Raw genomic sequence first — 23,759 nt, 5'->3', positions numbered from 1 at the left:
GTTTTGTTTTGGGCGGGCGAAAAGACAGCTAACATCCCAATTCCGCCAACAACTGCCCACAGTGCTAAAGTCGCACCCTCGATTTTTGCTTTTCCCAAGGAAGCCGTTATGCCGGATGCGACGTCCCTCAGTCCTGGATTCATGGTGGTTCACGGTAACCGCCTGGACGAACTGCGCAGCCTGGTGGTCAGTTGGATGCGCCGCTATCCCCTGGCGCCCTTGGAAAACGAGATCGCCCTGGTTCAAAGCAACGGCATCGCCCAGTGGCTCAAGCTGGCCCTGGCTGAAGATCCGGAAGACGACGACATGGGCGGCTGCGGCATCGCCGCAGCTATCGATGTTCAACTGCCCGGCAGCTTTATGTGGCAGCTCTACCGCATGGTCCTGGGCAAAGATGAAATTCCGCCCAAGTCCCTGCTCGACAAGGCCCCACTGACCTGGCGCCTCATGCGCCTGCTCCCCGAGCTTATCGATCAACCGCACTTCGAACCGCTGCAGCGCTTCCTCACCCACGACACCGATCTGCGTAAACGCTACCAACTCGCCGAGCGCCTGGCTGACCTGTTTGACCAATATCAGGTGTACCGCGCCGATTGGCTCGAAGACTGGGCTGCCGGTCGCCACCAACTGCGCAACGGTCGAGGCGAGTCAAAACCGCTCAACCCAGCCAACTGCTGGCAAGCCGAACTATGGCGCGCACTGCTGCTGGATGTCGGTGAGGAAGGCATGGCCGAAAGCCGCGCCGGCGTTCACCAGCGTTTTATCGAGCGCATCAATACACTGGAAACAGCGCCCGCGGGCCTGCCACCCCGAGTCATTGTTTTCGGCATCTCCTCGTTGCCCGCCCAGGCACTGGAAGCCCTCGCCGGCCTCGCGCGATTCAGCCAAGTCCTGCTCTGCGTGCACAACCCCTGCCGTCACCATTGGTCTGACATCGTCGCCGATAAAGACCTGCTACGTAACGAATACAAGCGCCAAGCGCGTAAAGCCGGCATGCCGGTCACCATCGACCCACAAACCCTGCACCAGCACGCCCACCCGCTACTGGCCGCCTGGGGCAAGCAAGGCCGTGACTACATCAGCTTGCTGGACAGCTACGACGACCCCAACAGTTACCGCGCTGCATTCCGCGATGGTCGCATCGACCTGTTCAGCGACAGTGAGCCCACCACACTGCTCAACCAGCTTCAGGACGACATCCTGGAACTGCGTCCACTCAATGAGACCCGCGAGCGATGGCCTGCCGTCGACCTGGAGCGTGATACCTCCATCCGCTTCCACATCGCCCACAGCGCCCAGCGCGAAGTGGAAATCCTGCACGACCAGCTGCTCCAACGCTTCAGCGCCGACCCTACGTTGCGCCCGCGAGATATCATCGTCATGGTCCCGGATGTCGACAGCTATGCACCGCATATCCGCGCCGTGTTCGGCCAACTCGAACGCAATGATCCACGCTTCATCCCATTCACCCTGACCGACCAGGGCCAACGCGGCCGCGACCCGCTGCTCATCGCCGTCGAACACCTGCTGAAACTGCCCGACAGCCGCTTCCCCGTCAGTGAGATCCTCGACCTGCTCGACGTTCCGGCCCTGCGCGAACGCTTCGCTATCAAAGAGCGCGACCTGCCGACGCTGCATCGCTGGATCGAAGGTGCCGGCATCCGCTGGGGGCTCAACGCCGAACAACGTGCCGGCCTGGGCTTGCCAACAGAGCTGGAACAAAACAGCTGGCGTTTCGGCCTGCGCCGCATGTTGCTCGGTTACGCCGTAGGCACCGGCGCCGCGTGTGAGGGTATCGAGCCCTACGATGAAATCGGTGGCCTCGACGCAGCGCTCATTGGTCCTCTGGTCGCTTTGCTCGACGCACTCAACGACGCACATCAAGGACTGTCGCTACCTGCGGCTCCTGCGCAATGGGGTGAGCGCCTGCAACGCCTGATGCAACTGTTCTTCCTGCCCAGCAGCGAACACGATGACTACCTGCTGGGCCAACTCGAACAGCTCAGGGAAACCTGGCTGGAAACCTGCGAATCCGTCGGCCTGCAGGACGAGTTACCTCTGACCGTAGTCCGCGAAGCCTGGCTTGCAGGTCTGGACCAAGGTCGCCTCTCCCAGCGTTTCCTCGCCGGAGCTGTCAATTTCTGTACGTTGATGCCCATGCGAGCGATCCCCTTCAAGCTCGTTTGCCTGCTCGGCATGAACGATGGCGATTACCCACGCGCCCAACCCCCGCTGGACTTCGACCTGATGGGCAGCGACTACCGCCCCGGCGACCGTTCGCGCCGCGAAGACGACCGCTACCTGCTGCTCGAAGCGCTCCTGTCAGCCCGCGACCAGCTGTACATAAGCTGGGTGGGCCGCAGCATCCGCGACAACAGTGACCGCCCTGCGTCGGTACTCATCGGCCAACTGCGTGACCACCTCTCCAGCGGCTGGCACCACGCTAATGGCGATGAGCCGCTGATCGACGCCATGACACAAGAGCACCCACTGCAACCGTTCAGCGCCCGTTACTTCCATGAGGGCGACGCGCTGTTCAGCTACGCCCGTGAGTGGCAATTGCTGCACGAAACGCCGGATGCGAGCCTGAAAGAAGACGGCCTCACGCCGCATCAACAGGACGAGCCCCTGAGCCTCGGTCAGCTTCAAGACTTCCTGCGCAACCCGGTCAAACATTTCTTCAGCCAACGCCTGAAAGTGTTCTTCGAAGCCGCCGAAGTGCCACTGGCCGACGAAGAACCCTTCGTCCTCGATGCCCTGCAACGCTACAGCCTGAGCGACAGCCTGCTGGGCGCCGCACTCACCCAACCCGATCATCTCGACCAAGCCCTGAACGCCCAGGCCCTGCGCCTGCAGGGCAGTGGCCTGTTGCCGATGGTGGGTTTCGGCGAATGCCTGCGCAACGAGCTGATCGAGCCGTTACCCGATCTGTTGCGACGCTATCAGCAACTGCTCGCCCTCTGGCCCACTCCGCACACCGGTGCCGAACCGGTCAGTTTTGAGCATAATGGCGTGCAGCTGGAAGGCTGGATCAGTGGTCTGCATCGACGCAGCGATGGCGGGTTGCTCAGCGTTACCACCATCCCCAACAGCATCGGCTCGATCAAAACGCGCAAGTGGCATCGCCTGATTCGCCCCTGGGTCAATCACGTGGTTGCCTGCGCCTGCGGCCTGCCGCTGAGCACCGGCTTGGTGGCCAGCGATGACACCCTGTTGCTGCCGCCGTTGGATAAAACCAATGCCCAGGAAATCCTCGGTAACCTATTGTTGGCCTGGCATACCGGCATGAGCCAACCCTTACCCGTCGCCGTCAAAACCGCTTTCGCTTGGCTTAGCCAGACCGATCCCGCCAAGGCTCAGGCGGCGGCCAGCAAAGCCTACGAAGGCGATGGCCTGACTACCGATGGCGAACGCCGCGAAACCCCGGCGCTCACCCGCCAATTCCCCGACTACGCCACGCTCATCGCCAGCGAAGAATTCGAAGGTTGGTGCGAAACCCTGTATCGCCCGCTGCTCAACGCCCCGTGGCGATCACTCACAGGCGAGGAGGCCGGCGCATGACCAGCAAACCCTTGGCCCTGGCCTTCCCGCTCAAAGGCAGTCAGCTGATTGAAGCCAGTGCCGGCACCGGCAAGACCTTCACCATCTCTGCCCTCTACCTGCGCCTGGTTCTCGGCCACGGTGGCGATGAATCAGGCTTTGGCCGCGAACTGCTGCCGCCGCAAATCCTGGTGGTGACCTTCACCGATGCCGCCACCAAAGAACTGCGCGAACGCATCCGCATCCGCCTGGCTGAAGCAGCACGCTTCTTCCGCGAAGAAATCGAACAGCCCGACGCCCTGATCGCTGATCTACGCGACGAATACCCACTCGAACAATGGCCAGCCTGCGCCAACCGCCTGGACATCGCCGCGCAATGGATGGACGAAGCCGCCGTCTCGACCATCCACAGTTGGTGTCAGCGCATGTTGCGCGAGCACGCGTTCGACAGCGGCAGCCTGTTCACCCAAACCCTGGAAACCGATCACAGCGACTTGCTCGGCGAAGTGTTGCGCGATTACTGGCGACTGTTCTGCTACCCGATGCACGACGACGCACTCAATTGGGTGCGCAGCAACTGGGGTGGCCCCGCCGCATTGATGCCGCGAGTGCGCGCGTTGTTCGGCAGCGAACGGCCCACGGATGAAGCCCGCGAGCCCTCAGAGCTGATCACGGCCTGCCTGCAAGAACGCCGCGAAGCGCTGACCGCCATCAAGGCGCCCTGGCAACAATGGGCCGCCGAGCTGCGCGACATCTGCCTGCAAGCCGTAGCCGCCAAAGCTGTCGACGGCCGCAAGATGCAAGCCCGTTACTTCGAACCCTGGTTCGAAAAGATCAGCGCCTGGGCCGCTGACGAAACCCTCGAACAACTCGACATCGGCACCGGCTTCACCCGCTTGACGCCCGACGGCATGGCCGAAGCCTGGAAAGGCGAGCCGCCGCAGCATCCTGGCATCGACGCCATGGCCGGCCTCAAGGCGGCCCTTGATGCGCTGCCAACCCCCGACGCCGCCGTGTTGCAACACGCCGCTGGTTGGGTGGGGAAACGCTTCGAGGAAGAAAAACGCCGTCGCGCCGAAATGGGTTTCGACGACATGCTCATCCGTCTCAACGCTGCACTGCAAGCCGACGGCGGCGAACGCCTGGCCAGTGTGATCCGCGAGCAATTCCCGGTAGCCCTGATCGACGAGTTCCAGGACACCGACCCGGTGCAATACGCCATCTTCGACAGCATCTACCGCATCGAAGAAAACCACCTCGACAGTGGCCTGTTCCTGATAGGCGACCCCAAGCAAGCGATCTACGCCTTCCGTGGCGCCGATATCTACACCTACCTGCGCGCCCGTCAGTCCACCACGGGTCGTCATCACACATTGGGCACCAACTTCCGCTCCAGCCACGCGATGGTCGAGGCGGTGAACCATGTGTTCCAGCGAGCGGAAACAGGTCGCGGCGCGTTCCTGTTCCGCGAGCCCAATGGTGAAAACCCGGTGCCGTTCCACTCGGTACTGTCCCAGGGACGTAAAGAACGATTGCAGGTAAATGGCCAAACGCTGCCAGCGATGAATCTTTGGCACTTGCCTACCGACCAGCCGGTTTCCAACGTGCTGTATCGTCAGCAACTTGCGGCGGCCTGTGCCACGCACATTGTTGAATTGCTCAACGGCGGCCAGCAAGGCAGTGCAGGTTTCCTACAACCGGACGGCAGCTTCAAAGGCGTGCGTCCGTCAGACGTCGCCATTCTCGTGCGCGACGGCAAGGAGGCCCAGGCCGTGCGCGCCGAGTTGGCCGCCCGTGGCGTGCGCAGCGTCTATCTGTCCGACAAGGACTCGGTCTTCGCCGCTCAGGAAGCCCACGACCTGCTGGCCTGGCTCAAGGCTTGCGCCGAACCGGATGTGGAACGCCCACTGCGCGCCGCACTGGCTTGCGTCACCCTGAATCTGTCACTGCCGGAGCTGGAGCGTCTGAACCAGGACGAACTGGCGTGGGAAAGCCGCGTTATGCAGTTCCGTGGCTACCGCGCGATCTGGCGTACCCAAGGCGTGCTGCCGATGCTGCGTCGTCTGCTTCACGACTTCAAACTGCCGCAAACCCTGATCGCGCGCAGTGATGGCGAACGTGTTCTGACCAACCTGCTGCACCTCAGCGAATTGCTGCAACAGGCCGCATCGGAACTGGACGGCGAACAGGCACTGATCCGCCATCTGGCCGAACACCTGGCACTTTCTGGTCAGGCGGGTGAAGAACAGATCCTGCGCCTGGAAAGTGATGAGCAACTGGTCAAGGTCGTGACGATCCACAAATCCAAAGGCCTGGAATACGACCTGGTTTTCCTGCCCTTCATCTGCTCAGCCAAACCCGTGGATGGCAGCCGATTGCCCCTTCATTACCATGATGAAAACGGCAAATCCCAGGTCAGCCTGCGTCCTACGCCTGAGCTGATCGCAAAGGCAGACAATGAGCGTCTGGCCGAAGACCTGCGCCTGTTCTACGTCGCCCTGACACGCGCCAAGCACGCATGCTGGCTGGGCATCGCCGACCTCAAGCGTGGCAACAGCAACAGCTCCGTGCTGCACCTGTCGGCGCTGGGCTACTTGCTCGGTGCAGGCGCCTCGTTGGGTGAGTCCGCCGGCTTGGCACGCTGGCTCCTGGACCTTCAAGAAGGTTGCACCGCCATCAACTACGCCCAGGTGCCCGAAGCGCAAGACATCCTTTTCCACCCACCGCGCAACGAAGCCACGCTACGAGCCCCGCTCCTGCCCAAGCGCAAGGCTGCGGAAAACTGGTGGATCGCTTCCTACAGCGCCTTGCGCATTGGCGACAGCATGAGCGCCGCCCCGCTCGAAGCACCGGAAAGCCCGCAGGCCCAGAAGCTGTTCGATGACGAACGGCTCGACCCCGATGCACCTCGCGAAGTGGCGGCATCCGGCGGCGATATTCACCGTTTCCCACGCGGTCCTAACCCAGGGACCTTCCTCCACGGCCTATTGGAATGGGCAGGGGAGGACGGCTTCAACGTTACGCCCGAGGCGATCGAAAAGGCGGTGGGCGCCCGCTGCAACCGGCGCAACTGGGAAGGCTGGATCATCACCCTCAGCAGTTGGCTCGGCCACCTGCTGCAAACGCCACTGCCTGTGGATAACGGTCACGTCTCCCTCAGTGGTTTGCAGCAGTACCAGATCGAAATGGAGTTCTGGTTTGCCAGCCATAAGGTTGATGTACTCGCCGTCGACAAACTGGTGTGCCAATTCACCCATAACGGTGCTTCTCGCGTCGCCGCCGAGCCTGTACTGCTCAACGGCATGTTCAAGGGTTTCATCGATTTGACCTTCGAACACGATGGCCGCTATTACGTGGCCGACTACAAATCCAACTGGCTGGGCCCCGACGATTCGGCCTACACCTTGGATGCCATGGAGCAGTCGATCCTTGATCATCGGTACGACCTTCAATACGTACTTTACCTACTGGCCCTGCACCGCCAACTCAAGGCGCGTCTGCCGGACTACGACTACGACCGGCATGTCGGCGGCGCGCTGTACATTTTCCTGCGGGGCACGCAGTCCGTGAGCCAGGGCGCGTATTTCACCCGACCGCCACGGGAACTGATCGAAGGCCTGGACCTGCTGTTCCAGGGCAAGCCCATCCCGCCCAAGGTTGAGCCCGCCTGGGAACAAGGAGTGTTGTTATGAGCCTGTCGCCGCTACCGCTGGAGGAACTGACGCCCCTCAGCCGCGCCGCTGACCTGGTGCAACTGCTGGAGCGTTGGGTCGATCGTGGCTGGCTGCGTGCCTTGGACAAAGCCTTTGTAGGTTTCCTGCACGAGCTTGATCCTCAGGCCGACCCGCTGGTGCTGCTGGCCGCCGCGCTGACCAGCCATCAATTGGGCCATGGTCACGTTTGCCTCGACCTGTTCGAAACCCTCAAAGCGCCGGACTTCGCTCTATCGTTGCCGCCTGAAGGCGACCTGCAAACCGGTGCCATGTTGCTGCCGTCGCAGTTACTGGAAGGCCTGGACGGCGCCCACTGGTGTCACGCACTGGCCGCCAGTCATCTGGTCGCGCTGGCGGTCGATGGCAGCGAATCCGCGCAGAGTCGTCCTCTGGTACTGTCCGGCAAGCGCCTGTACCTGCGCCGCTACTGGACTTACGAACGGCGCATCGACAGCGCTTTGCGCCTGCGTCTTGCCACTCAGGAAAACGTGGCCGTCGATTTGCCGCAGCGCCTCAACAGTCTGTTCGATCAACCGCCGCCTGACGGTGTGATCGACTGGCAAAAACTCGCCTGCGCCCTGGCCACACGCGGCGCATTCAGCATCGTCACCGGCGGCCCTGGCACTGGCAAGACCACCACCGTGGTGCGCCTGCTCGCGCTGTTACAGGCGCCGGCTGTGGAATCCGGCAGCCCATTGCGCATTCGCCTGGCCGCCCCCACCGGTAAGGCCGCCGCACGCCTCACCGAGTCCATCAGCCAACAAGTGCTGTCGCTGAAAGTGCCGGACAGCGTGAAGGAAAAAATCCCGACCCAGGTCACCACCGTTCACCGCTTGCTGGGCAGTCGCCCAGGCACGCGGCATTTTCGTCATCACCTTGGCAATCCATTGCCCCTGGATGTGCTGGTGGTGGACGAAGCCTCGATGATCGACCTGGAAATGATGGCCAACCTGCTCGACGCCTTGCCGCCCCATGCACGCTTGGTGTTGCTGGGTGACAAGGACCAACTGGCGTCGGTAGAGGCGGGCGCTGTCCTCGGTGACTTGTGCCGCGACGCCGAAGCCGGTTTCTACAACGCCGACACCCGCCAATGGCTGCAAGCCGTCAGCGGCGAAGACCTCAGCGCCAGCGGCCTGCAGGAAGACCTCGACGGCAGCCACCCCCTGGCCCAGCAGGTGGTAATGCTGCGTTACTCGCGACGTTTCGGCGAAGGCAGTGGCATCGGCCAACTGGCGCGCTGGGTCAACCAGCAAAACGCTGACGAGGCGCGCAAGCTGCTCGCCGCGCGCAGTCACGCTGACCTGTTCTGCGTCAGCCTCAAGGGCGAACACGATCACGCCCTCGAACGCCTGGTGCTGGACGGGCAGGGTGACGGTGCCGAGGGCTATCGCTATTACCTCAATCTGTTGCAGAGCGCGCGCCCGTCGCCGGATACGCCGCGTGAAAGTGAGGCCTGGACCCACTGGGCGCAACAACTGCTGCAAGCCTTCGACGCGTTCCAACTGCTCTGCGCGGTGCGCAAAGGCCCCTGGGGCGTGGAAGGCCTGAACCTGCGCATCACCGCCGCCCTGCGCAAGGTGCGGCTGATCGAAGGCGACGAGCAGTGGTACGAAGGCCGCCCGGTGCTGATGACCCGCAACGATTACGGCCTGGGCCTGATGAACGGCGACATCGGCATCGCGCTCAAACTGCCCGAAAGCGACGGCGGCCCCCAGGTGCTGCGCGTCGCCTTCCCACGCAACGACGGCCAAGGCGGTGTGCGATTTGTGCTGCCCAGCCGTCTGAACGATGTGGAAACCGTGTACGCCATGACCGTGCATAAATCCCAGGGCTCGGAATTCACCCATACCGCGCTGATCCTGCCGGATGCGCTGAACCCGGTGCTTACCAAAGAGCTGATCTACACCGGCATCACCCGGGCCAAGCGCTGGTTCAGCTTGATCGAGCCCCGAGGCGGCGTGTTTGAAGAAGCCGTCAGGCGCAAGGTCAAGCGTTTGAGTGGGTTGATGCTGGAGTTGGGTCACGAATCAGAAAAAACTGACTGATAGGTCATGCCAGATTTCTGGTTCAGTCGCCTGATTTTTCTGGAAAAATAGCGGCCCCTGCGAAGACCTACTCTTCGCGGGGTTTTCCGCCGCTGTGCTATCGTTGCGGCATCATTCAAAAAATACCTGAGAGAAACGCTGCATGAACGTGGCTGTCTCGCCCACAGAGCGCAGTTTGAGCTGGAGACGCATGCTGCTGGTGGCGTTCCTGTGCGTGTTCGCGCCACACGCTTTCGCCCAGGCGCCTGACCCTGCGGGCCTTGCCGCCCAGCGTGCGCAGGCCGTCACCCAAGTGGTGCTGGGTATCCTCAGTTATGCGCGCTGGCCGGTAGAACCTGCGCAATTGCGCCTGTGCATCGTTGGCCCGACCCAATACACCGACGACCTGATCAAAGGCACCACCCAGGCCACCGGCCGTCCAGTGGTGGTGCAGCGCCTGCTGGCCAGCCATCCCGATATCGTCAATGCGTGCGACGCCGTATATATCGGCAAGCTCAGTGCCGATGAGCGCAGCCAGTTGTTCACCTCGTTGATCGGGCATCCGGTGCTGAGCATCAGCGAAGGCGGCGACCAATGCACCGTGGGCAGTCTGTTCTGCCTGCGCGTGAGCGATGAGCAGGTGTCGTTCGAGGTCAACCTCGACTCCGTCGCCCGCAGCGGCGTGCGCATTCACCCGAGCGTGCTGCAGTTGTCCCGTCGCCGAGCGCCTGCCTCATGACAGCCGTCAAAGCGCGGCCGACCCTGCGTTCCGTCATTGGTCGCGGGCACATGATCCTGGCGCTGGTGGCGGTGACGCTGGCAAGTGTTTCCCTGACCCTGCTTGGCGTGCTGGCGCTGCGGGTCTATGCCGAGCACAACCTGCACCTGATCGCACGCTCCATCAACTACACCGTGGAAGCGGCGGTGGTGTTCAACGACAGTGCGGCGGCCACTGAAGCCCTCAGCCTGATTGCCTCCACCGAAGAAGTGGCCGAGGCCGAAGTCTTTGATGCCAATGGCAAGCTGTTGGCGAAGTGGATACGCCCGGAAACCGGCATGCTCTCGCGGGTCGAGTTGGAGCTGGCGCACACCCTGCTGGAACAACCCATCAGCCAGCCGATCCTGCATCAAGGCAAAGCCATCGGCAGCATTCATCTGACCGGTCACGGCGGTAGTCTGTTGCGCTTTTTGCTCAGCGGCCTGGCCGGGATCCTCATCTGCACCGCCCTCAGCGCATGGGTCGCCCTGCACCTGGCGCGGCGTTTGTTGCGCGGCATCACCGGCCCATTGCAAAGCCTCGCCGCCGTGGCCCATGCCGCCCGTAGCGAGCGCGATTTCGACCGCCGCGTGCCACCGGCGCAAATCGCCGAGCTCGACAGCCTGGGCAGCGACTTCAATGCGTTGCTCGGCGAAATGGAAGCCTGGCAAAGCCACCTGCAAAGCGAGAACGAATCCCTCGCCCACCAGGCCAACCACGACAGCCTCACCGGCTTGCCCAATCGTGCGTTCTTCGAAGGCCGTTTGATCCGCGCCCTGCGCAGCGCGGCCAAGGCCAAGGAACAGGTGGCGGTGCTGTACCTCGACAGTGACCGTTTCAAAGAGATCAACGACAGCTTTGGCCACGCCGCCGGCGACGCCGTCCTCGTCGCCGTCGCCGAGCGCGTGCGTGCGCAATTGCGTGAGGACGACCTGGTGGCGCGCCTGGGCGGCGATGAGTTCGCCATCCTGCTGGCGCCATTGCACAAGGCAGAAGACGCCGAGCGTATCGCCGACAAGATCATCGCCAGCATGGACCGGCCCATCCCCGTGCCCGGCAACACCCAGGTGTTGACCTCCCTCAGTATCGGCATTGCCATTTACCCCGATCATGGCGCCACCCCTGGCACCTTGCTCAATGCCGCCGACGCGGCGATGTACCAGGCCAAGCGTTTGTCCTCGGGCGGCCAGCAAACGGCGGAGTCGGATAACCCCGTCGTCAACGTTCAACATAGGAGTTGACCCCTTGTTCACGACCGCGCGTTTTATGTTTATCACCCTGCTGGTAGCACTGCTCGCCCTCGGCGGCTGCCAGACGCCGCCCCCCAAAGGCCTGACCCCGGCGCAAGTGGCCGTCCTCAAGCAGCAAGGCTTTGAGCTGACCGACGAGGGCTGGGCATTCGGCCTGTCCGGCAAAGTGCTGTTCGGCAGCGATGTCGAGACCCTCAACCAACCCAGCACCGACATCGTCCAGCGCATCGGCAAGGCCCTGCTGGGCGTCGGCATCGAACGCGTGCGCGTCGACGGCCACACCGACGCTTCCGGCAAGGAAACCTACAACCAGCAACTGTCCCTGCGCCGCGCGAAAAGCGTGGCGGCGGTGTTGACCGGTGTGGGCATGAAGGAAGAAAACATCCAGCTACGCGGGCTGGGCAGCAGCGAGCCGGTGGCGCCGAACACTACGGTGGCGGGGCGCACGGAGAATCGGCGGGTGTCGATTGTGGTGATTGCGGACTGAGTCAGTATGTGCCCGACCTGAATCTTGATCCTGCCAGAGTTCAAATGTGGGAGCGGGCTTGCTCGCGAATGCGGTCATTCAGCCAAGGATTTATTGACTGACCCACCGTTTTCGCGAGCAAGCCCGCTCCCACATATATTTTGCTGTGTGCTCGCTACCGTGCTCGCTTACCGGCTTGGCGTCATGGCTTGCGTCAGGTCATCAACGACGGCTTTGCCCATTTCACACAGGTAATGCGCGGCCCACGCGTATTGCTCGCCGCGTACATCCATGGCGGCTTCCATCGCAAGTTTCTTGGAGTAGAAAAGCAGGGTGGAGGCGTGCTCTAACGCTTCCTCAATGGGCATGCCGGTGTTGACGCGGAACAGGGGTTTTTCGTTTTCGCCGTAGTCGCCGAAGGTGACGACGCCGAGGGTGGTGATGGAAGAAAGCGGTGGATCGGGGACGATTTTAGTCATGATCTATACCTGGGAGTTTAGGGAGCCACCCACTCATGTCGCTAAACATGAAAGGGTGGCAGCTGTACGCAGGTTAGCGAACCGGACCCAGGACCCGGCAGACCCGAAGGTCTCCCACGCACAGCCGCCATAACACGACAACGACGAGCATGAAGCGCTTGCCGTTGGAGGCTGTGTCCGGGTTCGGGTCGCTAAACCCGTTCGCTGATGTCAGCGAAGTACGGAGGCTAATGACTCGAACCCTAAGGCACAATAGGCCGGAGATTCTCTAGGAAACGTCCTGCAAATTAAAGCGAATCATCGTTGATGGCCCTTTAATCCGCGAACCTGATCTCCCGTGTCTCCCCCATCAACAACCCGTGATTCTGCTCCGTCACTTCCCTGATGTAGTCCCACAACAACGTAATCCGCTTCAACTTCCTCAGATCCTCCCGGCAATACATCCAGAACTGGCGAGTGATGGAAATCTGCTCCCCCAGCACCGGCAACAACCGTGGATCCTGCGCCGCCAAAAAACACGGCAATATCGCCATCGACCGACCCTGCTGCGCCGCCACGTACTGCGCGATCACGCTGGTACTGCGCAAACTGGCGCTGGCGCCGGGCACCACGTTGGCCAGGTACAGCAGCTCAGAGCTGAAGGCCAAGTCATCCACATAACTGATAAACGGATGCTCGGCCAAATCTGCCGGTTTGCGGATCGGTGGGTGCTGGTCGAGGTATTCCTGGGTCGCGTACAGCTGCAATTTGTAGTCGCACAATTTGCAGCACACATAGGGCCCATGTTCCGGTCGTTCCAGGGCGATGACGATGTCGGCTTCGCGTTTGGACAGGCTGATGAAGTGGGGCAGGGGCAGGATGTCTACCGAGATGGCGGGGTAGGTGTCGACGAAGTGGCTCAATTGCGGGGTGACGAAAAAACTGCCGAACCCTTCGGTGCAGCCCATGCGCACATGGCCGGACAGCGCCACGCCGGAGCCGGAGACTTGCTCGCAGGCCATGTGCAGGGTGCTTTCGATGGACTCGGCGTAGCCCAGCAAACGCTGGCCCTCGGTGGTGAGCACGAAGCCGTTGGTCCGGGATTTTTCGAACAGCAACGTACCGAGTGACACTTCCAGTGAACTGATGCGCCGCGACACCGTGGTGTAGTCCACCGCCAGGCGCTTGGCGGCCACGCTGGCCTTGCGGGTGCGGGCCACTTCGAGGAAAAACTTCAGGTCATCCCAGTTCAGGGAGCCCAGCGATGTGATGTTTTTTTGCATATTGGTCCGGCTTTTATGTGCGTTCTTATTAGAGATTTGCACATCTATACTCCAAAAACAGTCCGAACGCCTCATTTCCCAAGGCGGTTACGCGCCTTGTCTCTGCATAAATATAAGATTGGAGACCACATGAACGCATCTGCCGATATTTCCGTGCAACAGGTCAAGTTGCTGATCAACGGCGAGTGGGTCGAGTCCAAGACCACCGAGTGGCAAGACATCGTCAACCCGGCCACCCAAGAGGTGCTGGCCAAAGTCCCGTTCGCCACCGACGATGAAGTCAACGCTGCCATCGACGCTGCCCATCGTGCCTTCCAGACCTGGAAGCTGACGCCGATCGGCGCACGCATGCGCATCATGCTCAAGCTGCAAGCCTTGATCCGCGAACATTCCAAGCGCATTGCCGTGGTGCTCAGCAACGAGCAGGGCAAGACCATTGCCGATGCCGAGGGCGATATTTTCCGTGGCCTGGAAGTGGTGGAGCACGCCTGCTCCATTGGCACCCTGCAAATGGGCGAGTTCGCTGAAAACGTTGCCGGTGGCGTCGACACCTACACCCTGCGCCAACCCATCGGCGTGTGCGCTGGCATTACTCCGTTCAACTTCCCGGCGATGATTCCGCTGTGGATGTTCCCGATGGCGATTGCTTGCGGTAACACTTTCGTGCTCAAACCGTCCGAGCAGGACCCGCTGTCGACGATGCTGCTGGTGGAGCTGGCGCTGGAAGCTGGCGTGCCGGCTGGCGTGCTCAACGTGGTACACGGCGGCAAGGACGTGGTGGATGCGCTGTGCACCCATAAAGACATCAAGGCCGTGTCCTTTGTCGGCTCGACCGCCGTGGGCACTCACGTGTATGACCTGGCCGGCAAACACGGCAAGCGTGTGCAGTCGATGATGGGCGCCAAGAACCACGCCGTGGTGCTGCCGGACGCCAACCGCGAACACACCCTCAATGCTCTGGTCGGCGCCGGTTTTGGCGCGGCGGGTCAGCGTTGCATGGCCACTTCGGTGGTGGTGCTGGTGGGCGCGTCCAAGCAATGGTTGCCGGACCTGAAAGCGCTGGCGCAAAAACTCAAGGTCAACGCCGGCAGTGAAGCGGGCACCGATGTCGGCCCGGTGATCTCCAAGCGTGCCAAGGCACGCATCCTGGAACTGATTGAAAGCGGCGTAAAAGAAGGCGCCAAGCTGGAGCTGGACGGCCGTGACATCAAGGTGGCGGGCTTCGAGCAAGGCAACTTTGTCGGCCCGACCCTGTTCTCGGGCGTGACCACCGATATGCAAATCTACACCCAGGAAATCTTCGGCCCGGTGCTGGTGGTGCTGGAGGTCGCGACCCTCGACGAGGCCATCGCCCTGGTCAATGCCAACCCGTTCGGCAACGGCACCGGCCTGTTCACCCAGAGCGGCGCGGCGGCGCGCAAGTTCCAGAGCGAAATCGACGTGGGCCAGGTCGGCATCAACATCCCGATCCCGGTGCCGGTGCCATTCTTCAGCTTCACCGGTTCCCGTGGCTCCAAGCTCGGCGACCTCGGCCCGTACGGCAAGCAAGTGGTGCAGTTCTACACCCAGACCAAAACCGTCACCAGCCGCTGGTTCGATGACGACACGGTCAACGATGGCGTCAACACCACCATCAACCTGCGCTGATCCCGGGAGACGACCATGAAAATTGCATTTATCGGCTTGGGCAACATGGGCGCACCCATGGCCCGCAACCTGATCAAGGCCGGCCATGCGCTGAACCTGTTCGACCTGAACCAGACGGTGCTCAAGGAACTGGCCGAACTGGGTGGCACCATCAGCGATTCACCGCGTGATGCGGCCACGGGCGCTGAACTGGTGATCACCATGCTGCCCGCTGCTGCCCATGTGCGCAGCGTGTGGCTGAATGAAGACGGCGTACTGGCCGGCATCGGCCAAGGCGTACCGGCGGTGGATTGCAGCACTATCGACCCGCAGACCATCCGCGATGTGGCGGCTGCGGCGGCCAAGCAAGGTGTGACCGTGGCCGACGCCCCCGTCTCCGGCGGCACGGGCGGCGCCGCAGCCGGGACGCTGACCTTCATGGTCGGCGCCACCCCCGAACTGTTCGCCACCCTGCAGCCGGTGCTGGCGCAGATGGGCCGCAACATCGTGCATTGCGGTGAGGTCGGCACTGGGCAAATCGCCAAGATCTGCAACAACCTGTTGTTGGGGATCAGCATGGTCGGTGTCAGTGAAGCCATGGCGTTGGGCGATGCGCTGGGTATCGACACGCAAGTGCTGGCGGGGATCATCAACAGCTCGACCGGGCGTTGCTGGAGTTCCGACACCTATAACCCATGGCCGGGCGTGATCGAAACCGCGCCGTCGTCGCGGGGTTACACCGGTGGGTTTGGTGCTGACCTGATGCTCAAGGATTTGGGCCTGGCCACCGAAGCGGCGCGTCAGGCCAAGCAACCCGTGATTCTGGGCGCTGTGGCCCAGCAGTTATATCAATCGATGAGCCAGCGTGGGGAAGGGGGCAAGGATTTCTCGGCGATCATCAACAGCTATCGCAAGCCCAAATAGGGGCGTTTTCCGGGAGCCTGCTAATAGTGGGCTCCCGGGTTTTTGCAATTAGCGAGCCTTTTGACCTTTCAGCCAGCATCCCACCACATAAGGCACCAGACTTGATGCCTTTCCTCGCATGAATTCGTAGCCGTAGGGCTTACGCGAAACGGCCAATCCAATCAGGACCTTTTCGGCAGAATGCCTGGCTTTTGTAACCAGTCCTGCGGCCGGTTGAGTGGTCAGCGATGTGCCCACGACCAGCACTTTCTCTGCGTTTTTAAAGTGCTGCAGCGCCTTCTCGATATTCGGCACATTTTCGCCATACCAGACGATATGGGGGCGTAATTGGCTGCCTTTTTCACAGGTGTCGCCGAGCAAGATCGGCTTATCGTCGATCTTGTAAGTCAGTTGCTCGTCGACCGTGCTTTGCGCCAGGTTGATTTGACCATGCAGATGCAGAACGCACGTAGACCCTGCACGCTCGTGCAGGTCGTCGACGTTTTGCGTGATCACCACGACATCAAACTGCTGTTCCAACTCCGCTATGGCGCGGTGCGCCGCATTGGGCTGTGCAGTCCACGCCTTGTGCCGCAACGCGTTATAGAACGCCAGCACGTCTGCGGGGTGCCTATGCCATGCCTCGGGCGTAGCCACGTCTTCGACGCGATGGTCCATCCACAGTCCGGTTTCGTCGTTGAACGTGTCCAAGCCACTTTCGGCACTGATGCCGGAGCCGGTGAAGATGACGATTTTTCGTTTGCATTTGTCAGTGGTCATGGACGTTGCCTCGCGCATTCCGCTCGAACTTCCGTGAGCGCAGGGCATAAATACTGACCCAAAAAAACCGTCGCTAGCGACGGTTTTTTTGTAGGAGTGTTCCTCGTTTCGGGCTCTACTTAATCAAGCAAACACAAAATACTTACGCACCGTCTCGACCACTTCCCACGTCCCCTTCATCCCCGGCTCCACCACAAAGATATCCCCAGCCCGCAAGTGAATCGGCTCCAGGCCTTCCGGCGTGATGATGCAGTAGCCTTCCTGGAAGTGGCAGTATTCCCACTTCACGTAGTCCACGTACCACTTGCCCGGCGTGCAGATCCACGTGCCCATGATCTTGCTGCCGTCTTCGCTGGTGTAGGCGTTGAGGTTGACGGTGTGCGGGTCGCCTTCGAGCTTTTCCCATTTGCAGGCGTCCAGGACCGGCAGGGGATGGGTGTCGCGCAGTACGGTGATGGGCTTGGACATGATGTCTCCAGGGCAGGGAATGGAAAGGTCCACCCTAAGGCCTCGGGCGTTGTGTCAGTGGTCTGAACTCGACATCGGGATGCCCAGAAGCGCAGCGGCGGTTATTTGATATAACCCATCACCAATCCGCCATTTCCTCGCAGTAAGTGCGAAAGATTTCCCGCTTCACGCCAGAATTCGCAAGAAAATTCGCAGCAGGCCCTCGTATCATTCACCCCAGTAACCGCCGAGAGCCTTGAAATGAACCCAATAAAAACGTGGTGGGATATCAGCCCGCCCTTGAGTACGGCGACCCCGACCTGGCCGGGGGATACGCCGTTCCAGGAAGAGCGCGTGTGGCAGTTTGGCCCGGAGTGTCCGGTGAATGTCGGGCGTATCACGCTATCCCCACATACCGGCGCCCACGTGGATGCGCCGCTGCATTACAGCGCGGACGGCGCGCCGATTGGCGAGGTGTCGCTGGATGTGTACATGGGCCCATGCCGGGTGCTGCATTGCCTGGACAGCGGCGCACTGGTGCAGCCGCATCAGTTGCAAGGCCGTGTGGATAACTTGCCCGAGCGGGTGCTGCTGCGCACTTATCCACAAGCGCCGCTGACTGAGTGGGATTCGAATTTCACTGCCATCGCTCCGCAAACCATCGAGCTGCTAGCCCGCCTGGGTGTGCGCTTGATCGGCATCGATACGCCATCCCTGGACCCGCAGCAGTCCAAGACCATGGATTCCCACAACGCCGTGGCTCGCCATGGCATGGCGATCCTCGAAGGCATCGTGCTCGATGACGTACCGGAGGGCGACTATGAATTGATCGCCCTGCCGCTGCGTTTCGCCAACCTCGACGCGAGCCCCGTCCGCGCCATTCTCCGTCCGCTCAAGGAGCCCACGCGATGAGCCAATGTCCTTTCTCTGCTGACTACCAGCCGCCTGAAGAATGGCATAACGCCGAACTGAATTTCTCCGAGTCCATGAGCTACGGCGATTACCTGGACCTGGGCAAAGTCCTCAGCGCCCAGCACCCGCTGTCGCCGGACCACAACGAAATGCTCTTCATCATCCAGCACCAGACCTCCGAGCTGTGGATGAAACTGATGCTCCACGAACTCAAGGCCGCCCGCGAACACGTGCGCCTGGGCGAGCTGCCGCCGGCGTTCAAGATGCTGGCGCGGGTGTCGCGGATCTTCGACCAACTGGTGCACGCCTGGGCGGTGCTGGCGACGATGACGCCGTCGGAGTACAAGTCGATCCGCCCGTTCCTGGGGCAGTCGTCGGGGTTTCAGTCGTTCCAGTACCGTGAGATCGAATTTATCCTCGGCAATAAAAGCGCGGCGCTGTTGCGGCCCCACGCCCATCGGCCGGAGTTGTTGAACGAGTTGAAAGTGGCGATTGCCACACCGTCGCTGTATGACGAGGCGATCAACCTGATGGTCAAGGCCGGCTTGGCGATTGATCCGAAGCGCGCCGAGCGTGACCCGACGGCCGCGACGGTCCACGATGAATCGGTAGAGGCGGCGTGGCGTGAGGTGTATCGCGATCCGAGCCGCTACTGGGATTTGTATCAGTTGGCCGAAAAGTTTATCGACCTGGAGGACTCGTTCCGTCAGTGGCGCTTCCGCCATGTGACCACGGTCGAGCGGATCATCGGCTTCCAGCCGGGCACGGGCGGCACCGAAGGGGTGGGGTATTTGCGCAAGATGCTCGACACCGTGCTGTTCCCAGAACTGTGGCGAGTACGCTCAACGCTCTAAACAAAAAGCCCCGGATCACCGGGGCTTTTCATTTTGGAATGCGATCAAAACTGTGGGAGCGGGCTTGCTCGCGAAAGCGGTGGGTCAGTCAACTTTTGTGTAGCTGACACACCGCATTCGCGAGCAAGCCGGCTCCCACATCAGGTTACTGCGCTACAGCTACTTTTGCGTTTCTCATCCGCAACCGGTAGGCAATGTAGATAATCCCCACCCACACCGGCATCGCATACACCGACTCGCTGATGCCCGGAATCGCCAGCATCACGCTGATGATCATCACCATGAACGCCAGGCACAGGTAGTTGCTGAACGGGAACCAGAAGGTCTTGAACGACGGCGTCAGGCCTTGTTCGCCCATGGCTTTGCGGAACTTGATGTGGGTAATGCTGATCAGCGCCCAGTTGATCATCAGTGAGGCAACCACCAGCGCGAACAGCAGTTCCAGCGCGCTCTGCGGTGCCACGTAGTTGACCACCACGCACAGCATCGTCACCAGCGCTGAAATCGCCAGGGCGCGGATCGGCACACCTTGCTTGTTCAGCTTCATCAGCGATTTCGGTGCATCACCTTGCTCGGCCAGGCCGAACAGCATGCGGCTGTTGCAGTACACGCCGCTGTTGTACACCGACAACGCCGCGGTCAGCACCACGAAGTTGAGGATGTGCGCGGCGGTGTCGTTGCCGATCAGCGAGAAGATCTGCACGAACGGGCTACCGCTGTAGGCATCGCCCGAGGCGCCGAGGGTTTGCAGCAACTGGTCCCACGGGTACAGCGACAGCAGCACGGTCAGGGCGCCAACGTAGAAAATCAGGATCCGGTAGACCACCTGGTTGATCGCCTTCGGGATCACCTTGCGCGGCTCGCTGGCTTCGGCGGCAGTGATGCCGACCAGCTCCAGGCCACCGAACGAGAACATGATGAACGCCATGGACATCAACAGCCCCATGCCGCCATTCGGGAAGAACCCGCCGTGGCTCCACAGGTTGCTGACCGAGGCTTGCGGGCCGCCGGTGCCGCTGAACAGCAGGTAGCAGCCGAGCACGATCATGCCGACAATCGCCACCACCTTGATGATTGCGAACCAGAACTCGGCTTCACCGAAGAACTTCACGTTCAGGGTGTTGATCAGGTTCACCGCGACAAAGAACACCAGTGCACTGACCCAGGTCGGGATCTCCGGCCACCAGAACTGGATGTACTTGCCCACCGCCGTCAGTTCGGCCATGCCCACCAGCACGTAGAGTACCCAGTAGTTCCAACCCGCCAGGAAGCCCGCGTAGCCGCCCCAGTATTTGTGCGCGAAGTGGCTGAAGGAACCGGCCACCGGCTCTTCGACGATCATTTCGCCGAGCTGGCGCATGATCAGGAACGCGATGAAACCGGCAATCGCGTAGCCCAGGATCATCGACGGCCCCGCCGACTTGAGCACCCCGGCCGAGCCGAGGAACAACCCCGTGCCGATCGCCCCTCCCAAGGCGATCAGCTGAATGTGCCGGTTCTTCAAGCCACGCTTGAGGCCTACCGGGTTAACCATGTCATCCGCCATTAACATTCCCTTCTACTTGTTTTTCTCAGGGTTGAGTGCACGCCGCATCAGCCCCTCAGAAGTACTGAGGGTCAGATATTACTCTGCGTAAACTTTTCGTAATACAGTTGAACGCCATCAAGTGCCTGATCCGCCAGCCATTGCTGGATGGATTCGACCATTGGAGGGGGGCCGCACAGGTACATATCCGCCGAACTGTCCCGCAATTCGGCCAGGTCAAAATGCTCGGTGAGGTAGCCGCGCTTGCCGGGCCAATCCTCTGAAGGTGCGCTGAGGACTTCGGTGTAGCGGAACTCCGAAATTTTTGCAGCATAACCCTGGATGCGCGCCGCTTCGCACAAGTCTTCGGCACCGCGCACGCCGTAATACAGGTGCACCGGTTGGTCACACCCCTTGGCGGCCAGTTCATCGAGCATGCCCAGCAAGGCCGATAACCCCGTGCCACCCGCCACCAGTACCAATGGCTGGGTGACGTGGCGCAGGTAGAAGGCGCCGAGGGGGGCTTCCATCAACAGTTCATCGCCCACCTGGCAGCGCTCGCGCAGGTAGTTGCTCATCACCCCATCGGGCAACAGGCGCACCAAAAATTGCAGGTGATTGCCCGGCAGGTTGGCGAAAGAATAGGACCGCCAACTGTCCGTGCCAGGCACCGCTAGCCGGGCATATTGGCCCGGCAGAAAGTCCAGCGCCTGATCCAACTGCACCTGCAGGATCGCCGTGCTGGCCGACACCTGCTCCACCGCGCTCACGCTGCCCTTGACCTGAACCGGCCCCGGCGCGTTGCACAGGCTCGAATCAAAGTCGAAATAGAACGTCGCGTCGGACTTTACCCGCGTCTGGCAACTGAGCATCTTGCGCTGTTGCAGGTCGAGGCTGGACAGCGCTTCTTCGTCTACATAGTCCTGGCTGTAATCGCCGGACTCGCAACGGCCCTGGCAGGTGCCGCACACCCCTTCACGGCAATCCAGCGGGATCTTGATGCCGTTGCGCAGCGCCGCATCCAGCAGGATTTCATGGGCGCCGACGGGGAAGAACAGGGTCTTGCCGTCGGCAAAACTGAAGGCCACTTTGTGATTCATTCGCGAAACTCCACGCATGTATTGCTGGCGCATAACTTGTGGCGAGGGAGCTTGCTCCCGCTGGAGTGCGCAGCGCTCCCAAGATTTTGGGGCCGCTACGCAGCCCAGCGGGAGCAAGCTCCCTCGCCACAAGGTGTGATGTGCTGGGTTAGAGGTGATAGAAATCCAGCACCGAGTTGATGGTGTCGTTGAGCAGCAACGCGTGCTTGCGGGTGATCAACCAGCTGTCACCAGCGGGCTTGAGGCTGTATGTGGCATGCCCGTAAAACTGCTCCGACATGGCCAATCGATAGAACAACGTGTGCCAGTTCAAACGCACCTCCAGCGTTCCATCCGCCTGCTCCGCCACGCGCACGTTATTGATCAGGTGCAAGGTGCGCGGCATCGGTGTCGCCGACGCGGCTTTGCCGGTGCGCAGGCGGAACACGCGGTCTTCCAGGCCCGAGCGGTTGGCATAGTAGATCAACGACATCTCGCGCTTGGGATCACGGGTGTAGACGTGTTCCGAGTCCCACTGCGGCAGGTGGAACTCGCTCTGCGGGTCGAACAGCTGCACATAGGCGTCCCAGTCCTGCGCGTCGCACAGCTCGGATTTGCGGTAGAAGAACTGCTCGATCTGGTACTGAAGTTGCGCATTCATCACTTCACCTCCCGCAATGTCAGCGCTTGTCTGTCCAGGCCCTTGAGCAGGAACTGCTGCCAGTTGCGATGCTGGTTCACATAGAGGCCTTCATGGGTGAATTCGGTGCCGGTCATGGCCGGTTGGATGCCGATGGCTTCGCTGTTGGGCGTGGGGCCGGTTTCCCAGCGGTGGCTGCCGCGTGAGATGTCGCTCCAGCGTTCCAGGCGGCCCTGGAAACCGCGCTGGGCCTCGCGAAATTCCACCAGGTCATCTGGCGTGCCCATGCCCGACACGTTGAAAAAGTCTTCGAACTGACGAATACGGTTTTCGCGGTCCGCGTCGGATTCGCCCTTCACCCCCAGGCATTGGCTGATGATCTCGGTCTTGTTCCACGCCACCGGGCGGATGATGCGCAGTTGCGAGCTGATCTGGTCGAGGAAGAACAGGCTCGGGTAGATATTCAGGTTGCGCAGGCGGTGCATCATCCACTCGGCCTTTGGCTGGCCGTGTTCTTCCACCAGGCGCGGCATGATGGTGGCGTAGCCGGAGCGTACGCTGGGGTTGGGCATGTCGCTGAACAACACACTGTGACCATTGTTGAACGCGAACCAGCCGTCATCGGTGTTGGCGTCACCCGCGCCGAGCTTGCTGTAGTCCAGGGTGCTGCCTGCGCCGGTGCCGTTCTCGGTGTTCACTTGCTGGCGATGCTGCACCGTGGCCACGTAGTTGTAGTGCACGGTGCTGACGTGATAACCGTCCAGGCCGTTCTCGTTTTGCAACTTCCAGTTGCCGTCGTAGGTGTAGGCGGATTTGCCCGGCAATACCTCCAACTCACCGGTAGCGGACTGGGCGACCATCATGTCGAAGAACACTTTGGCGTCGCCCAGGAAGTCTTCCAGGTTGTCGGTGCCTGCCACATCCAGGCTGATGAACACGAAGCCTTTGTAGCTTTCGATGCGGGCCTTTTTCAGCCCGCGCGTCGCCTTGTCGAACCCCTCCGGGTATTCCCCCGGCGCCTTGACCTTCACCAGCCGGCCATCGCTCTTGTAGCACCAGGCATGGAACGGGCAGGTGAAGGTGGACTGGTTGCCCTTGCCGACCCGCGTCAAGGTGGTGCCGCGATGCTGGCAGGCGTTGATCAGCGCGTTGAGGTGGCCTTCGCCGTCGCGGGTGATGATCATTGGCTGGCGCCCGGCGCGCATCGTCACGAAGTCGTGGTTATTGGCCAGTTCGCTTTCGTGGCAGGCGTAGATCCAGTTTTTTTCGAAGATCAGTTCCATCTCCAGATCGAACAGTTCCGGCTCGGTGAACATGTCACGGGCGATGCGGAACACTTCATCCGCCGGGCGAAAATCCAGACAACCTTCGATAAATGTTTTCCACTGCTCGACGCTTCTTGCACCACTCATGGGAGGCACCTTTTGATAGGGCTAATCGGTGGTTTATTAAAGGCAGCGGGGCAGGGCGCGGGCTATCCGCTTAGGGATGGTCTGAAGTAG

Annotated in this window: 18 protein-coding genes; 10 read left to right on the top strand and 8 right to left on the bottom strand. The window is 61.3% G+C overall.

The window, feature by feature from the left end:
• Window positions 1–108: 108 nt before the first annotated feature.
• From recC to HX812_RS12205, 6 genes are all read left to right on the top strand, one after another.
• Window positions 109–3,561: an exodeoxyribonuclease V subunit gamma gene (gene recC, locus HX812_RS12230; RefSeq protein ID WP_038847149.1), complete on the top strand. Its 3,453-nt coding sequence runs from the start codon at window positions 109–111 to the stop codon at window positions 3,559–3,561.
• Window positions 3,558–7,232 (top strand): exodeoxyribonuclease V subunit beta, encoded by a 3,675-nt coding sequence (recB, locus tag HX812_RS12225; RefSeq protein WP_038847147.1) that lies wholly within the window; start codon window positions 3,558–3,560, stop codon window positions 7,230–7,232. The genes recC and recB overlap by 4 nt, the downstream gene beginning before the upstream one ends.
• Complete coding sequence (gene recD, locus HX812_RS12220; RefSeq protein WP_038847145.1) at window positions 7,229–9,298, top strand: exodeoxyribonuclease V subunit alpha; 2,070 nt, start codon at window positions 7,229–7,231, stop codon at window positions 9,296–9,298. The genes recB and recD overlap by 4 nt, the downstream gene beginning before the upstream one ends.
• A gap of 142 nt (window positions 9,299–9,440) precedes the next feature.
• Window positions 9,441–10,016 (top strand): YfiR family protein, encoded by a 576-nt coding sequence (locus tag HX812_RS12215; RefSeq protein WP_038847144.1) that lies wholly within the window; start codon window positions 9,441–9,443, stop codon window positions 10,014–10,016.
• Window positions 10,013–11,275: a diguanylate cyclase domain-containing protein gene (locus HX812_RS12210; RefSeq protein ID WP_033900330.1), complete on the top strand. Its 1,263-nt coding sequence runs from the start codon at window positions 10,013–10,015 to the stop codon at window positions 11,273–11,275. The genes HX812_RS12215 and HX812_RS12210 overlap by 4 nt, the downstream gene beginning before the upstream one ends.
• A gap of 4 nt (window positions 11,276–11,279) precedes the next feature.
• Complete coding sequence (locus HX812_RS12205) at window positions 11,280–11,771, top strand: OmpA family protein (protein ID WP_033900332.1); 492 nt, start codon at window positions 11,280–11,282, stop codon at window positions 11,769–11,771.
• A 167-nt stretch (window positions 11,772–11,938) separates the two neighbouring features.
• Here HX812_RS12205 and HX812_RS12200 read toward each other — a convergent pair whose 3' ends face one another.
• Window positions 11,939–12,229 (bottom strand): DUF3077 domain-containing protein, encoded by a 291-nt coding sequence (locus HX812_RS12200; RefSeq protein WP_038847142.1) that lies wholly within the window; start codon window positions 12,227–12,229, stop codon window positions 11,939–11,941.
• 314 nt (window positions 12,230–12,543) lie between these two features.
• Complete coding sequence (locus HX812_RS12195) at window positions 12,544–13,491, bottom strand: LysR family transcriptional regulator (RefSeq protein WP_038847139.1); 948 nt, start codon at window positions 13,489–13,491, stop codon at window positions 12,544–12,546.
• Between the two features lie 129 nt (window positions 13,492–13,620).
• Between HX812_RS12195 and HX812_RS12190 the strand changes: the two genes are divergently transcribed.
• Complete coding sequence (locus tag HX812_RS12190; protein WP_038847137.1) at window positions 13,621–15,138, top strand: CoA-acylating methylmalonate-semialdehyde dehydrogenase; 1,518 nt, start codon at window positions 13,621–13,623, stop codon at window positions 15,136–15,138.
• A 15-nt stretch (window positions 15,139–15,153) separates the two neighbouring features.
• Window positions 15,154–16,041, top strand: a complete 888-nt coding sequence (mmsB, locus tag HX812_RS12185; RefSeq protein ID WP_038847136.1) for a 3-hydroxyisobutyrate dehydrogenase — start codon at window positions 15,154–15,156, stop codon at window positions 16,039–16,041.
• 48 nt (window positions 16,042–16,089) lie between these two features.
• Here the strand turns inward: mmsB and HX812_RS12180 are convergent, their stop codons facing one another.
• Together HX812_RS12180 and HX812_RS12175 are read right to left on the bottom strand one after the other, a co-directional pair.
• The gene (locus HX812_RS12180; RefSeq protein ID WP_038847151.1) at window positions 16,090–16,800 is read right to left on the bottom strand and encodes a Sir2 family NAD-dependent protein deacetylase; all 711 of its coding nucleotides are present in this window, start codon (window positions 16,798–16,800) and stop codon (window positions 16,090–16,092) included.
• A gap of 123 nt (window positions 16,801–16,923) precedes the next feature.
• Window positions 16,924–17,268: a cupin domain-containing protein gene (locus HX812_RS12175; RefSeq protein WP_010206533.1), complete on the bottom strand. Its 345-nt coding sequence runs from the start codon at window positions 17,266–17,268 to the stop codon at window positions 16,924–16,926.
• Between the two features lie 240 nt (window positions 17,269–17,508).
• Here HX812_RS12175 and kynB point away from each other — a divergent pair, with 240 nt between their 5' ends.
• A complete protein-coding gene (kynB, locus tag HX812_RS12170; RefSeq protein WP_038847135.1) occupies window positions 17,509–18,159 on the top strand; it encodes an arylformamidase in 651 nt (216 codons plus the stop codon).
• The gene (kynA, locus tag HX812_RS12165) at window positions 18,156–19,013 is read left to right on the top strand and encodes a tryptophan 2,3-dioxygenase (protein WP_016974893.1); all 858 of its coding nucleotides are present in this window, start codon (window positions 18,156–18,158) and stop codon (window positions 19,011–19,013) included. The genes kynB and kynA overlap by 4 nt, the downstream gene beginning before the upstream one ends.
• Before the next feature lie 145 nt (window positions 19,014–19,158).
• On the opposite strand, the gene HX812_RS12160 is transcribed toward kynA, so the two are convergent.
• The 4 genes from HX812_RS12160 to antA form a co-directional block, all read right to left on the bottom strand.
• Complete coding sequence (locus HX812_RS12160; RefSeq protein ID WP_038847134.1) at window positions 19,159–20,559, bottom strand: amino acid permease; 1,401 nt, start codon at window positions 20,557–20,559, stop codon at window positions 19,159–19,161.
• A gap of 71 nt (window positions 20,560–20,630) precedes the next feature.
• The gene (antC, locus tag HX812_RS12155; protein ID WP_038847133.1) at window positions 20,631–21,638 is read right to left on the bottom strand and encodes an anthranilate 1,2-dioxygenase electron transfer component AntC; all 1,008 of its coding nucleotides are present in this window, start codon (window positions 21,636–21,638) and stop codon (window positions 20,631–20,633) included.
• A 148-nt stretch (window positions 21,639–21,786) separates the two neighbouring features.
• A complete protein-coding gene (gene antB, locus HX812_RS12150) occupies window positions 21,787–22,278 on the bottom strand; it encodes an anthranilate 1,2-dioxygenase small subunit (RefSeq protein WP_038847132.1) in 492 nt (163 codons plus the stop codon).
• The gene (gene antA, locus HX812_RS12145) at window positions 22,278–23,669 is read right to left on the bottom strand and encodes an anthranilate 1,2-dioxygenase large subunit (RefSeq protein WP_038847131.1); all 1,392 of its coding nucleotides are present in this window, start codon (window positions 23,667–23,669) and stop codon (window positions 22,278–22,280) included. Before antA ends, antB begins: the two co-directional genes overlap by 1 nt.
• Window positions 23,670–23,759: the final 90 nt, after the last annotated feature.

The organism is Pseudomonas sp. IPO3749 (assembly GCF_013386605.1).
Classification (GTDB): domain Bacteria; phylum Pseudomonadota; class Gammaproteobacteria; order Pseudomonadales; family Pseudomonadaceae; genus Aquipseudomonas; species Aquipseudomonas azotoformans_A.
The sequence above is the reverse complement of the archived record's forward strand: the minus strand, read 5'-3'. Positions and strand labels throughout refer to the sequence as shown.